We start from the raw sequence: 13444 nt of genomic DNA on the forward strand, positions 1-13444 counted from the left end.
GGCGACCACCGAGGCGACCGCCGACCCGACCACGGGTCCTGACGGCGTACCGTCCGCCCGACAGCTGGCGGCCGCCGGACGACTACCGGCCCGATCACGTGCCGTTGCCGTTGCCGTTGCCGTTGCCGTTGCCGTTGCCGTTGCCGTTGCCGTTGTCGTTCCGACGACCTACAGGACGGAGCCCGGGTTGCCCTCGTCCGTGACGACCCGGCGGCCCGTGGCGGCCCAGAACTGCATGCCGCCGTCGACGTTCACGGCGTCGATGCCCTGCTGGACGAGGTACATCGTGACCTGGGCCGAACGACCGCCGGAGCGGCAGATCACATGGACCCGACCGTCCTGCGGAGCCGCCTCGGTCAGCTCACCGTAGCGGCCGACGAACTCGCTGATGGGGATGTGCAGCGCCCCTTCGGCGTGACCCGCCTGCCATTCGTCGTCCTCGCGGACGTCCAGCAGGAAGTCGTCGTCCTTGAGGTCGCCGACCTGGACCGTGGGCACACCAGCTCCGAAACTCATGCGCCCGACGCTACCCGACCGGGCATACGACACGACCGGTCCGCTAGCCCACCAGCTCGGCCAGCTCCTCCTCGCGGGCGGCGACGTCCGCGAGGAGCTTGTCGGCGATCTCGTCCAGGAGCCGGTCAGGGTCCTCCGGTGCCATGCGGAGCATCGATCCGATCGCGCCGTCCTCCAGCTCCCGGGCGACCAGCGCGAGCATCTCCTTGCGCTGAGCGAGCCACTCGAGACGGGCGTAGAGCTCCTCGCTGGGGCTCGGGCTGCGCTCCGCGGGCGCCGGACCGGCCGCCCACTCCGCGGCCAGCTCACGCAGCAGGGCTTCCTCGCCACGGGCGTAGGCCGCGTTGACGCGAGTGATGAACTCCTCGCGCCGGGCCCGCTCGTCATCCTCCTGTGCCAGGTCCGGGTGCGCCTTGCGGGCCAGCTCGCGGTACAGCTTGCGTGCCTCCTCGCTGGGCCGCACCCGCTGCGGGGGCCGGACCGGCTGGTCCGTGAGCATCGCCTCGGCCTCGGGGAACAGCCCCTCGCCGTCCATCCAGCCGTGGAACAGCTCCTCGACCCCGGGCATCGGCATTACCCGGGCCCGCGCCTCGGCGGCCTTGCGCCGGTCCTCGGGATCACCGGTGCGGGCGGCCCTGGCCTCGGCGATCTGGGCGTCCAGTTCGTCGAGCCGGGCGTACATCGGGCCGAGTTTTTGATGGTGGAGCCGCGAGAAGTTCTCGACCTCGACGCGGAAGGTCTCCACCGCGATCTCGAACTCGATCAACGCCTGCTCGGCGGCCCGCACGGCCTGCTCCAGCCGTGCCTCGGGCCGGGGCTGCTCAGCTTCGGGGGTCGTCACCCGACCAGCCTAGGCCAACGCTCCCCCGAACCCACGCGGCCGTCCGTCCCGCAGGGGTCCCATTGCCCGGACTCCTCCTGCTCCGGCTCCGTCCGCCCGCCCCTCACACGCCCGTCTCCGCCGGGATCCGCCCTGCCCGTACCGCCGCCACCAGATCCGAGTGGTCCGCCTCGGTGCGGTCGGCATAGGCGACGGCGAAGGTGGCGATGGCCTCGTCGAGATCCTCGTTCTTGCCGCAGTAACCGGCGATGAGGCGGGGGTCGGCGCTGTGGGAGTGGGCGCGGGCGAGAAGCGCGCCGGTCATCCGGCCGTAGTCGTCGACCTGGTCGGCGGCGAGCGCGGCCGGGTCGACGCTGCCCTTGCGGTTGCGGAACTGCCTTACCTGGAAGGGGAGTCCGTCGACGGTCGTCCAGCCCAGCAGGATGTCGCTGACGACCTGCATGCGCTTCTGGCCGATCACCACCCGGCGTCCCTCGTGCTCGGCCTCCGGCACCTCGAAGCCGGCGGCCAGCAGATGCGGGACCAGGGCCGAGGCACGGGCCTCCTTCACCTGGAGGATCAGCGGCTCGCCCCGGTGGTCCAGCAGCAGCACCACATACGACCTGGTCCCCACGCTGCCCGTGCCGACGATGCGGAAGGCGACGTCGTGGACCGCGTGGCGGGCCAGCAGCGGGTGGCGGTCCTCGGACAGGGTGGTCAGGTAGTGCTCCAGGGACGCGGCCACCGCGTGGGCCTCCGCATCCGGGACACGGCGCAGCACCGGCGCCGCGTCGACGAAGCGGCGGCCGCCGTCCTCCGTCGGCTCGGTCGACTTCGCCGCGAACCGCCCACTGGTGTTGGCCCGCGCCTTCTCCGAGACCCGCTCCAGGGTGCCCAGCAGGTCGTGTGCGTCGGTGTGGGAGACCAGTTCCTCGTCGGCGATGGCGTTCCACGCGTCCAGCACCGGGAGCTTCGCCAGGAGCCGCATGGTGCGGCGGTAGGAGCCGGCCGCGCCGTGCGCCGCTCTGCGGCAGGTGTCCTCGTCCGCGCCGGCCTCGCGGCCCGCGAGCACCAGAGAGGCGGCGAGACGCTTGAGGTCCCACTCCCAGGGACCGTCGACGGTCTCGTCGAAGTCGTTCAGGTCGATGACCAGACCGCCCCGCGCGTCGCCGTACAGACCGAAGTTCGCGGCGTGGGCGTCGCCGCAGATCTGGGCGCGGATCCCGGTCATGGCCGTACGGGCCAGGTCGAACGCCATGAGTCCGGCCGAGCCGCGCAGGAACGCGAACGGTGTCGCGGCCATCCGGCCGACCCGAATCGGGGCCAGCTCCGGGATGCGGCCCCGGCTGGATTCCTCGACCGCGGCCACCGCGTCCGGGCGGGAGGGGTCCAGGTCGAACGCGGCGTGTGCCGAGCGCGGCACCCGGCCGCGCAGAGCCTTGCCCGCCTCCTTGGGCGACCTCGGCTCGGGCGATCCCGCAGCCGCCCCCGATTCCGGTCCCGCGGCGGGCCGCTCGGTGGGCCACTCGGCGAAGCCCCGCACTCGGGGAAGCCTGCGCGCCCCGCCCATCTCTGTCCCCGCACCACCGGCCTCGGTCACCATGACCGCCTCCCCCGCACACGTACGTCCGTCGGCTCGACGAGCCGAACATCAACTCGTGCCGACCGTACAGCCCGACGACGGGACGGCGGCAGCCCCTGTGGACAACCTCCCGCCTGTGGAAAACCCCTCGTCCACCCAGGCGGGGCAGCCACCCCGGTGCACCCCCTCGCCATGGGCCACGGCTCCCCGAGGGCGGCTCCACGAAGGCGGACATGTTTCACGTGAAACACGCTCCTCGGGCCAAAACACCCGCACCGCACTCCCCGCACCACTCCTCGCGCACAGGCTTCACCACACACAGGGCAGCTCCACAGCGATCGTGGTCGGTCCCCCGGCAGGGCTGTCCATGTTCACCACACCGTCCAGCGCCGCGACCCGGCGCCGGATCCCCAGCAAGCCTGACCCGGCGCCCTCGTCCGCGCCACCGAGACCCTCGTCCCGCACCACCGCCCGCAGCCCGTTCCGCAGCCGCACCAGCTCGACGGCCGCCCGCGGCGACCCGCTGTGCTTGACGACGTTGGTGAGCGCCTCCGCCACCGCGAAGTAGGCAGCGGCCTCCACAGCGGCGGGCGCCCGGTGTCCGCGGCAACCAGCAGAGCCGGACGGCCCCCTGCCCGATCCGACCGCCCCAGCGCCCGGCTCGGCCGCCCCACCGCCGCCACCACCGCTGTCCACCAGTCCGTCCACCCGCACCGTCACCTCCAGCCCGCTGCCGGCGGCCAGCGCCCGTACCGCTCCCGCGAGGCCGCGGTCGGTGAGGATCGGCGGATGGATGCCGCGGACGACGTGCCGCAGTTCCGTGAGCGCCTGTTCGGCCTGGTCCTGCGCGTCAGCCATGAGCTTGCGCGCGGAGTCCGGATCACGGCCGAAGGCCCGCTGGGCGAGCCCGATCCGCATGGACAGGGCGACCAGCCGGGCCTGGGCGCCGTCGTGCAGGTCACGTTCGATGCGACGCAGTTCGGCGCCGTGCGCGGCGATCGCGTCGGCGCGGGTCTCGGTCAGCGCCCGGACCCGGGCGGCGAGCCGCGCCTTCGGTGACGGCCTGAGCAGGTGCGCCGACCAGCGCGCCTCGACATCGGCGAGCCGGCCGACCGACGGCAGGACGACGGCGTCCCGGCGCAGCAGCCCGCACCACACCCCGTCGAGGACCAGCCCCACCGGCCACAGCGGCAGCGCGAGCAGCACCAGCCAGCCGTAGACATAGTGGGCGGCCATCCAGCGCAGGTCGGCGAGGGTGCCGGGGTCGCGGACGGCCGTGCGCAGCCGCTCGCGCAGGGTGCCGGTGAGCGGCTCGTACGCCTCGGGGATCTCATGGCCCGTCCAGTCGGCGACCTGACGGCGCTTGGCCCCGGCGATCCGGCGGATCAGCAGCACCGCCTCGGGCAGCATCCACGCGCCGACGACCACGAGCGTGCCGATGGCGGCGATGAGCAGCACGGTGACGAAGAGATAGGTGCCGAAGGCCATCAGCGCGGCGATGAGCAGCCGGCCCGTGGCTCGTCCCGCCCGCCGGATCGTCGTCGTCATCGGGATCGCTCGCGCCATACACCCAACGCTAGGCCGCGCCTGGGGTGAACGCGGTGTAGCCCGCTACACCCTCCCGCGGCCCTCGCCGACGACCGGCGCCCCACCGGGTCGTCACGCCCACTGCCCTGAGATGTTCCTCACACACGGTGAGCAACCATGGCCTGGACTCGCCCGAGGTGGAAAGCACGCTCTGGGGACAGCTCCCGGGATCCGTCTCGGGACACGCGAAAGCCCCGCAGGTCCAAGACCTGCGGGGCTTTCGACTGGTGCGCGAGGGGGGAGTTGAACCCCCACGCCCTTTCGGGCACTGGAACCTGAATCCAGCGCGTCTGCCTATTCCGCCACCCGCGCATTGGGTGTGTCTTCGAGCTTGTGGGCCTTTTGGCCTGGCGCCTTCCGACACGCAGAACATTAGCACGCGGGCCAGGGTGCGTTCACATCCCTTCTGCGGGGGCAGGGAGCAGGTGGGAGGCCATCGGCGGCCCCCGTACGTCTCGGCGGTGACTGGTTCACGTATCAACCTCGTACCTAAGGCGGCCGTCTCCCGAGGAGCCGGACGAGGACCACAGTCAGGTGCGGGACACTGGTCCTCGGCCGCCTCTACGATCCTGGGCAGAAGCAGGTGCGCAAGAGGGCGTCGACACCCGTCGACGGGGCCGACAGGGGGAACCAGCCGATTCACCGGCGCGTGGATACGATCAGTAAGCAGTACCAGGTAGGCAGTACGAGCACGGCACGGGACAACAGCCACTACGGAGGAGGTGCCCCATGGGAGTCCTGAAGAAGTTCGAGCAGCGTCTCGAGGGTCTGGTCAACGGCACCTTCGCGAAGGTGTTCAAGTCCGAGGTCCAGCCCGTGGAGATCGCCGGTGCGCTCCAGCGCGAGTGCGACAACAACGCGACCATCTGGAACCGGGACCGGACCGTCGTCCCCAACGACTTCATCGTGGAACTGAGCACGCCGGACTACGAGCGGCTCAGCCCCTACTCCGGCCAGCTCGGCGACGAGCTCGCCGGAATGGTCCGCGACTACGCCAAGCAGCAGCGCTACACCTTCATGGGCCCGATCAAGGTCAACCTGGAGAAGGCGGACGACCTCGACACCGGTCTGTACCGGGTGCGCAGCCGTACGCTCGCCTCCTCCAGCAGCCAGGCGCCGGAGCAGCCGCCCGCGGGCGGCCGACAGCGCGCCGGCGGATCTGACGGGCCCGGTTATCCCGGGGCCGGCGCCGCCGCTCCGCCCATGCCCTCCGCTCCACCGCCCGGCGCCCGGGCCGGCGGCTACGGCTACCCGCCCGCCGCCGGCGCCCAGCGCCCCGGCGCGGCAGGCGGCGGCCTGGCCGGGGCCCCGCAGCCCGGATCGCGCGCCCGCCACTGGATCGAGATCAACGGCACCCGCCACCAGATCTCCCGCGGGACGCTCGTGATGGGCCGCAGCACCGAGGCCGACGTACGGATCGACGACCCCGGCGTCTCCCGCCGGCACTGTGAGATCCGGACCGGTTCACCCTCGACGATCCAGGATCTCGGCTCCACCAACGGCATCGTGGTGGACGGGCAACACACCACCCGCGCTACGCTCCGCGACGGCTCGCGGATCGTCGTGGGCAGCACCACCATCATTTATCGGCAAGCCGAAGGGTGAAGCGGGGGCAATGTCAGAGCTGACCCTCACGGTCATGCGGCTGGGTTTTCTGGCCGTACTGTGGCTGTTCGTCATCGTGGCCGTGCAGGTCATCCGCAGCGACCTCTTCGGTACGCGCGTCACCCAGCGCGGTTCGCGCCGGGAGGCCGGGCGGGCCCAGCAGGCCCAGCGCCAACAGGCGCCTCCGCAGCAGCGCCAGCAGCCCGCCGCCGCAGGCCGCACGCGCCGCAACGCACCTACCAAGCTGGTGGTGTCCGAGGGCACCCTCACCGGCACGACCGTCGCGCTCCAGGGCCAGACCATCTCCCTGGGCCGGGCGCACGACAGCACGATCGTGCTGGACGACGACTACGCCTCCAGCCGTCATGCCAGGATCTACCCGGACCGCGACGGTCAGTGGATCGTCGAGGACCTGGGCTCCACCAACGGCACGTACCTCGACCGATCGCGGCTGACGACTCCCACACCGATCCCGCTGGGCGCGCCGATCCGTATCGGCAAGACCGTCATCGAGCTTCGGAAGTAGTGCTACATCATGAGTGAGTGCGAGCGGAGCGAGCACGCGGCGGCGGCCGGCACCCATGGCCCCGGTGTGCTCCCGACCGGAGGGTGGGCAGTGTGGCTCGACACGACCGGCTGTACCCGGAGCCGACGGGCGAGGTGCGCATGAGTCTGTCTCTGCGCTTCGCCGCCGGATCGCACAAGGGCATGATCCGGGAGGGCAACGAGGACTCCGGTTACGCCGGTCCCCGCCTGCTCGCCATCGCCGACGGCATGGGCGGCGCCGCCGCCGGTGAGGTCGCCTCCTCCGAGGCCATCTCCACCATCGTCGCCCTCGACGACGACGTCCCCGGCTCCGACGTCCTCACCTCGCTCGGTACCGCCGTCCAGCGTGCCAACGACCAGCTGCGCTCGCTGGTCGAGGAGGACCCCCAGCTCGAGGGCATGGGGACCACCCTGACCGCCCTGCTGTGGACCGGCCAGCGCCTCGGGCTCGTACACGTAGGGGACTCGCGCGCGTATCTGCTGCGGGACGGCGTACTGACCCAGATCACGCAGGACCACACCTGGGTGCAGCGACTCGTCGACGAGGGCCGCATCACCGAGGAAGAGGCCACCACCCACCCGCAACGGTCGCTGCTGATGCGGGCGTTGGGCAGTGGTGAGCATGTGGAGCCGGATCTGTCGATCCGCGAGGTCCGGGCCGGCGACCGCTATCTGATCTGCTCCGACGGCCTGTCCGGCGTCGTTTCCCACCAGACTCTCGAGGACACCCTCGCCAGCTACCAGGGCCCCCAGGAGACCGTGCAGGAGCTGATCCAGCTCGCGCTGCGCGGCGGCGGCCCCGACAACATCACGGTCATCGTCGCCGACGTCCTCGACCTGGACACCGGCGACACCCTCGCCGGGCAGCTGTCCGACACCCCGGTCGTGGTCGGCGCGGTCGCCGAGAACCAGCTCCAGCCGCAGGACAACGGCATCATGCAGACCCCGGCGGGACGCGCCTCGGGCCTCGGCCGCAGGCAGCAGGGGCGCGGTGGGGGCGGCGAGTTCGGCCCGCCCGGCTCCGGCGGCGACATCACCGGCTTCATCCCCACCGACGGCTTCGGCGACTACACCGACGAGGACTTCGTCAAGCCCCGCAAGGGCCGTAGGTGGCTGAAGAGATCCTTCTACAGCGTAATCGCGCTCGCCGTGATCGGCGGCGGCCTGTACGGCGGCCATCGCTGGACGCAGACGCAGTACTACGTCGGCACCAGGGGCGAGCACGTCGCGCTGTACCGCGGCATCAGCCAGGACCTGGCCTGGGTGTCGCTGTCGAAGGTGGAGAAGGACCACCCCGAGATCGAACTCAAGTACCTCCCGGACTACCAGCAGAAGCTGGTCGAGGCGACGATCGCCGAGGGCAACCTGTCCACCGCCCAGAAGAAGATCGACGAGCTGGCCGTCCAGGCCTCCGCGTGCAAGAAGCACTCCGAGACCGCCACGGCGAGCAAGACCGGTTCGAAGACCGGTGAGGGCCAGGCCGGCGGCACCACGGGAACCACGCCCGTCTCCGTCACGTCCAAGGCATCGCCGAGCCCCTCGGCAACCGCGTCCCCGTCCGCACCCGCGACCACTACTCCCACCCCCGGCCCCAGCCTTTCGGAGGAAGAGCAGAAGGTCGTCTCGCGGTGCGGTGAGCAGTAGGCAAGCCGTGAGAGGCCCCGTCACACGATGAGCAGTACTACCAACTCGCCGACGCACCACACGTCCACGATCGGCTCGATCGGCACCCCGAGCCGGCGTAACACCGAGCTCGCGCTCCTGGTGTTCGCCGTCGTGATCCCGGTCTTCGCCTACGCCAACGTGGGCCTCGCCATCAACGAACAGGTGCCGTCCGGCCTCCTGAGCTACGGCCTCGGCCTCGGCCTGCTGGCCGGCGTCGCGCACCTCGTCGTGCGCAAGTTCGCGCCGTACGCGGACCCGCTGCTGCTGCCGGTGGCCACACTGCTGAACGGGCTCGGGCTCGTCGCCATCTGGCGACTGGACCAGTCCAAGCTGCTGCAGCGGATCGAACAGGCCGGTACCGCCGCGCCGCGGCAGCTGCTGTACACGGCGATGGGCATCGCGCTGTTCGTCGTGGTACTGGTCTTCCTCAAGGACCACCGCGTCCTGCAGCGCTACACCTACATCTCCATGGTCGGCGCGATCTTCCTGCTGCTGCTCCCGCTCGTCCCGGGCCTCGGGAAGAACATCTACGGCGCCAAGATCTGGATCTCGGTGGCCGGTTTCTCCATCCAGCCAGGTGAGTTCGCCAAGATCGTGCTGGCCATCTTCTTCGCCGGCTATCTGATGGTGAAGCGCGACGCGCTCGCCCTGGCCAGCCGCCGCGTCCTCGGCCTGTACCTGCCGCGCGGCCGTGACCTCGGCCCGATCATCGTCGTCTGGATCATCTCGATCCTGATCCTGGTCTTCGAGACGGACCTCGGCACCTCGCTGCTGTTCTTCGGAATGTTCGTCATCATGCTGTACGTCGCCACCGAGCGGACCAGCTGGATCGTCTTCGGCATGCTGATGTCCGCGGCCGGCGCGGTCGGCGTGGCCCAGTTCGAGAGCCACGTCCAGCAGCGTGTCCAGGCCTGGCTCGACCCGATGAAGGAGTACACGCTCTCGCAGCAGGGCGTCGCCGGCCACTCCGAGCAGGCCATGCAGGCCCTGTGGGCGTTCGGCTCCGGCGGCACGCTGGGGACCGGCTGGGGCCAGGGCCACTCCGAGCTGATCAAGTTCGCCGCCAACTCCGACTTCATCCTCGCCACCTTCGGCGAGGAGCTCGGCCTGGCGGGCATCATGGCGCTGCTGCTGCTGTACGGCCTGATCGTCGAGCGCGGTGTGCGCACCGCCCTCGCCGCCCGCGACCCCTTCGGCAAGCTGCTGGCCATCGGCCTTTCCGGCGCCTTGGCCCTCCAGGTGTTCGTCGTCGCCGGCGGTGTGATGGGCCTCATCCCGCTCACCGGTATGACGATGCCCTTCCTGGCCTACGGCGGTTCCTCCGTCATCGCCAACTGGGCGCTGATCGGCATCCTGATCCGCATCAGCGACACCGCGCGCCGCCCCGCGCCCGCCCCCGCCTCGAACCCCGACGCCGAGATGACCCAGGTGGTCCGCCCGTCATGAACAAGCCCCTGCGCCGGATCGCGCTCTTCTGCGGCCTCCTGGTCCTCACCCTGCTGCTGCGCGACAACTACCTGCAGTACGTCAAGGCGGACAGCCTCGCGAGCGACACCAAGAACCGTCGTGTCAACATCACCCGCTACTCGACCCCGCGCGGCGACATCATCGTCGACGGCAAGGCCATCACCGGCTCGGTCGAGACCACCGGCGACTACAAGTACAAGCGCACCTGGTCCAACGGCGCGATGTGGGCGCCGGTCACCGGCTACTCCTCGCAGGCCTTCGGCGCCAACCAGCTGGAGAAGCTCGAGGACGGCATCCTCAGCGGCAACGACGACCGGCTCTTCTTCCGTAACACCCTGGACATGATCACGGGCAAGGAGAAGGAGGGCGGCAGCGTCGTCACCACCCTGAACGCCGCCGCGCAGAAGGCCGCGTACAAGGGCCTGGGCGACAAGAAGGGCGCGGTCGCCGCGATCGAGCCGTCCACCGGCAAGATCCTTGCGCTGGTCTCCACCCCGTCGTACGACCCGTCGAAGTTCGCCGGTTCCTCCGACACGGACCAGGAGGCGTGGAACGCGGTCCAGAAGAAGAACGACGCCGACGACCCGATGCTCAACCGCGCGCTGCGCGAGACCTACCCGCCCGGCTCCACGTTCAAGGTGGTCACGGCCGCCGCCGCGCTGGAGAACGGCGAGGTCTCCGGCGTCGACGCGAAGACCGACACCCCGGACCCGTTCCCGCTGCCGCAGTCCACGAACAAGCTCACCAACGAGCACGGCGACTGCGAGAACGCCACGCTGCGCTACGCGCTCATGGTGTCCTGCAACACCGTCTTCGCGAAGATGGCCGACAACGTCGGCAACGAGAAGATGATCGAGCAGGCGGAGAAGTTCGGCTTCAACGAGACCGAGCTGGACACCCCGGTGCGGGCCGCCAAGTCCACCTACCCCGAGGACAACCCGCCGCAGAACGCCCTGGACGGCATCGGCCAGGGTTCCAACGCGGCCACCCCGCTCCAGATGGCCATGGTCGCCTCGGCGGTCGCCAACGACGGCAAACTGATGAAGCCGTACATGGTCGACCAGCTCAAGGCCCCCAACCTGGACACCCTGGAGACGACCGAGCCCCAGCAGCTGTCCCAGGCGGTCTCGTCCAAGACGGCGCAGGCGCTCCAGGAGATGATGGAGACGGTCGTCAACGACCCGCAGGGCACGGGTGGCAAGGCCAAGATCGACGGCGTCACCGTCGGCGGCAAGACCGGTACCGCCCAGCACGGTGTCGACAACAGCGAGAAGCCGTACGCCTGGTTCATCTCCTACGCGAAGCTGTCCGACGGCAGCGCGCCGGTGGCCGTCGCCGTCGTCGTCGAGGACGGCGCGGCCGACCGCGGCGACATCACCGGCGGCGGTCTCGCCGGCCCGATCGCGAGGGACGTGATGAAGGCAGTCATCGACAGCAAGAAGTGACCCCCATCACGTCGCCTACACATCGGTGCACGTTGCGATACCGGTCCTGTATCGGGTGACGGGCTTGGCCAGGTCACACAGCGCCGTCCGGGTACGGTATGCCCGGACGGTAGCCTCCGGCCGCACACGTGTGCCGGTCGGGACCGACGGAGAGGGCTGGTAGGTAGCTATGGAAGAGCCGCGTCGCCTCGGCGGCCGGTACGAGCTGGGCCATGTGCTCGGCCGTGGTGGCATGGCCGAGGTCTATCTCGCGCATGACACCCGCCTCGGCCGCACCGTGGCGGTGAAGACGCTGCGCGCGGACCTCGCGCGCGACCCTTCCTTCCAGGCCCGGTTCCGCCGGGAAGCCCAGTCTGCCGCCTCGCTCAACCACCCCGCGATCGTGGCGGTCTACGACACGGGCGAGGACTACATCGACGGGGTCTCGATCCCGTACATCGTCATGGAGTACGTCGACGGCTCCACGCTCCGTGAGCTGCTCCACTCCGGCCGCAAGCTGCTGCCCGAGCGGACGCTGGAGATGACCATCGGCATCCTCCAGGCCCTGGAGTACTCGCACAGAGCCGGCATCGTCCACCGCGACATCAAGCCGGCGAACGTCATGCTGACGCGCAACGGCCAGGTCAAGGTCATGGACTTCGGCATCGCCCGCGCCATGGGCGACTCCGGGATGACGATGACCCAGACGTCCGCGGTCATCGGCACGGCCCAGTACCTCTCGCCGGAGCAGGCCAAGGGCGAGCAGGTCGACGCGCGCTCCGACCTGTACTCGTCGGGCTGTCTGCTCTACGAGCTGCTGACGGTCCGCCCGCCGTTCGTCGGGGACTCCCCGGTGGCCGTGGCCTACCAGCACGTCCGCGAAGAGCCGCAGCCCCCGAGCGTCTTCGACCCCGAGATCACCCCCGAGATGGACGCCATCGTCCTGAAGGCGCTGGTCAAGGACCCGAACTACCGCTACCAGTCCGCCGACGAGATGCGCCTGGACATCGAGGCCTGCCTCGACGGCCAGCCGGTCGGCGCGACGGCGGCGATGGGCTCGGTCGGTTACGGCGGCTACGGCGACGACCAGGCGACCACGGCCATGCGCTCCGCGGACGCCGGGGCCACGTCGATGCTGCCGCCCATGAACCCCGACGACGGCGGCTACGGCTACGACGACCGCCCCGACCGGCGCCGCCAGAAGAAGTCCAACGCCTCGACGATCCTGCTGGTCGTCGCCGCCGTGCTGGTGCTCGTCGGCGCGGTCCTGATCGGCAAGTGGGTCTTCAGCGGCGGCGTGAACAACGAGTCGGTGGCCGTGCCCAACCTGGTGGGCCAGGTCCAGGCCGACGCCGAGAAACGCTTGGCCAACAGCGACCTCAAGCTGGGAACGGTCACCCAGAAGCCCTGCGCGGACCAGAGCAAGGGCAAGGTCTGCGACCAGGACCCCGATCCCGGGACCAAGGTCGACAAGGACTCCACCGTCAACCTGGTGATCTCCACCGGTGCGCCGAAGGTGGCGGTGCCGAGTGTTCTCGGCAAGAGCCTGGAAGACGCCAAGGCGCTGCTGGAGGGCGACCAGTACGGGCTCGTCGTCGAGACCAAGCAGCAGGTGTCCACCGAGGAGGAGGGCACCGTCCTGGAGCAGAGCCTGAATCTCGGCAAGGAGGTGGAGAAGGGGACCACCATCACCCTCACCATCGCCAAGGCCGAGGAGAAGGCCACCGTCCCGGACGTCTCCAACAAGAGCTGCGACGAGGCCAAGGCGCAGATGGAGCAGAACGACCTCAAGGGCAACTGCGTCGAGGTCGACACCCAGGACCAGAACCAGGTCGGCAAGGTCATCCAGACCGTCCCGTCGATCGGCTCCCAGGCCGACAAGGACTCCACGGTCCAGATCCAGATCGGCAAGAGCACCCAGACCCAGGTCCCGTCCAACCTCCAGGGCCTGAGCGTCAAGGACGCCAAGCAGGCGCTCCAGGACGCGGGGCTGACCGTCGGCAACATCTCCGGTAACTCGGACGACGACGCCCAGGTCATCAGCTCGGACCCGGCCCCCGGCAGCACCGTCAACAAGGGCCAGACGGTCAACCTGGTCGCCTTCAAGAACGGCGGCAACAACGGCGGCAACAACGGCGGGACCACCTTCTTCGGCGGGACCAGCGGTTAGCCGCACGGAGACGGCAGCAAGGCAGCGGCAAGAGCGTGGGCCCCACCGGACGCATCCGGTGC

10 protein-coding genes and 1 tRNA gene are annotated in these 13444 nt (G+C 70.2%); 6 read left to right on the forward strand and 5 right to left on the reverse strand.

Annotated features, from left to right (window positions below; all coding sequences use genetic code 11):
* Nucleotides 1-168 precede the first annotated feature (168 nt).
* The 5 genes from ACFWBD_RS40585 to ACFWBD_RS40605 all read right to left on the reverse strand — a co-directional run bounded on the left by ACFWBD_RS40585 (nucleotide 169) and on the right by ACFWBD_RS40605 (nucleotide 4817).
* Nucleotides 169-498, reverse strand: coding sequence for a rhodanese-like domain-containing protein (locus ACFWBD_RS40585; protein ID WP_385678979.1), 330 nt, complete (start codon nucleotides 496-498; stop codon nucleotides 169-171).
* Between the two features lie 61 nt (nucleotides 499-559).
* Nucleotides 560-1357, reverse strand: coding sequence for a J domain-containing protein (locus ACFWBD_RS40590; protein ID WP_385678962.1), 798 nt, complete (start codon nucleotides 1355-1357; stop codon nucleotides 560-562).
* A 103-nt stretch (nucleotides 1358-1460) separates the two neighbouring features.
* On the reverse strand, nucleotides 1461-2939 hold the full coding sequence (locus tag ACFWBD_RS40595; RefSeq protein WP_385678965.1) for a DUF2252 domain-containing protein: 1479 nt from the start codon (nucleotides 2937-2939) through the stop codon (nucleotides 1461-1463).
* Between the two features lie 288 nt (nucleotides 2940-3227).
* Nucleotides 3228-4466 (reverse strand): histidine kinase, encoded by a 1239-nt coding sequence (locus ACFWBD_RS40600; RefSeq protein WP_385678982.1) that lies wholly within the window; start codon nucleotides 4464-4466, stop codon nucleotides 3228-3230.
* A gap of 264 nt (nucleotides 4467-4730) precedes the next feature.
* Nucleotides 4731-4817: transfer RNA gene (locus ACFWBD_RS40605), tRNA-Leu, on the reverse strand.
* Between the two features lie 417 nt (nucleotides 4818-5234).
* Here ACFWBD_RS40605 and ACFWBD_RS40610 point away from each other — a divergent pair.
* From ACFWBD_RS40610 to pknB, 6 genes are all read left to right on the forward strand, one after another.
* Nucleotides 5235-6110 (forward strand): DUF3662 and FHA domain-containing protein, encoded by an 876-nt coding sequence (locus tag ACFWBD_RS40610; RefSeq protein WP_355707942.1) that lies wholly within the window; start codon nucleotides 5235-5237, stop codon nucleotides 6108-6110.
* Between the two features lie 10 nt (nucleotides 6111-6120).
* Nucleotides 6121-6636: an FHA domain-containing protein gene (locus ACFWBD_RS40615; RefSeq protein ID WP_093780442.1), complete on the forward strand. Its 516-nt coding sequence runs from the start codon at nucleotides 6121-6123 to the stop codon at nucleotides 6634-6636.
* Between the two features lie 140 nt (nucleotides 6637-6776).
* Nucleotides 6777-8300: a Stp1/IreP family PP2C-type Ser/Thr phosphatase gene (locus ACFWBD_RS40620; protein ID WP_385678968.1), complete on the forward strand. Its 1524-nt coding sequence runs from the start codon at nucleotides 6777-6779 to the stop codon at nucleotides 8298-8300.
* Nucleotides 8301-8327: 27 nt separating this feature from the next.
* Nucleotides 8328-9767, forward strand: coding sequence for an FtsW/RodA/SpoVE family cell cycle protein (locus ACFWBD_RS40625; RefSeq protein WP_385678971.1), 1440 nt, complete (start codon nucleotides 8328-8330; stop codon nucleotides 9765-9767).
* Nucleotides 9764-11233 (forward strand): peptidoglycan D,D-transpeptidase FtsI family protein, encoded by a 1470-nt coding sequence (locus ACFWBD_RS40630; protein ID WP_385678974.1) that lies wholly within the window; start codon nucleotides 9764-9766, stop codon nucleotides 11231-11233. Before ACFWBD_RS40625 ends, ACFWBD_RS40630 begins: the two co-directional genes overlap by 4 nt.
* Nucleotides 11234-11402: 169 nt before the next feature.
* The gene (gene pknB / locus ACFWBD_RS40635) at nucleotides 11403-13382 is read left to right on the forward strand and encodes a Stk1 family PASTA domain-containing Ser/Thr kinase (RefSeq protein WP_385678977.1); all 1980 of its coding nucleotides are present in this window, start codon (nucleotides 11403-11405) and stop codon (nucleotides 13380-13382) included.
* Nucleotides 13383-13444 lie beyond the last annotated feature (62 nt).

The organism is Streptomyces sp. NPDC060002 (assembly GCF_042737245.1).
Taxonomy (GTDB): domain Bacteria; phylum Actinomycetota; class Actinomycetes; order Streptomycetales; family Streptomycetaceae; genus Streptomyces.

Excerpts from the sequence above, each read along its gene's own strand:
- ACFWBD_RS40615 (WP_093780442.1), top strand. The coding sequence starts at position 6,121 with ATGTCAGAGCTGACCCTCACGGTCATGCGGCTGGGTTTTCTGGCCGTA.
- ACFWBD_RS40595 (WP_385678965.1), bottom strand. The coding sequence starts at position 2,939 with ATGGTGACCGAGGCCGGTGGTGCGGGGACAGAGATGGGCGGGGCGCGC.
- ACFWBD_RS40610 (WP_355707942.1), top strand. The coding sequence starts at position 5,235 with ATGGGAGTCCTGAAGAAGTTCGAGCAGCGTCTCGAGGGTCTGGTCAAC.
- ACFWBD_RS40620 (WP_385678968.1), top strand. The coding sequence starts at position 6,777 with ATGAGTCTGTCTCTGCGCTTCGCCGCCGGATCGCACAAGGGCATGATC.
- ACFWBD_RS40630 (WP_385678974.1), top strand. The coding sequence starts at position 9,764 with ATGAACAAGCCCCTGCGCCGGATCGCGCTCTTCTGCGGCCTCCTGGTC.
- ACFWBD_RS40600 (WP_385678982.1), bottom strand. The coding sequence starts at position 4,466 with ATGACGACGACGATCCGGCGGGCGGGACGAGCCACGGGCCGGCTGCTC.
- ACFWBD_RS40625 (WP_385678971.1), top strand. The coding sequence starts at position 8,328 with ATGAGCAGTACTACCAACTCGCCGACGCACCACACGTCCACGATCGGC.
- pknB (WP_385678977.1), top strand. The coding sequence starts at position 11,403 with ATGGAAGAGCCGCGTCGCCTCGGCGGCCGGTACGAGCTGGGCCATGTG.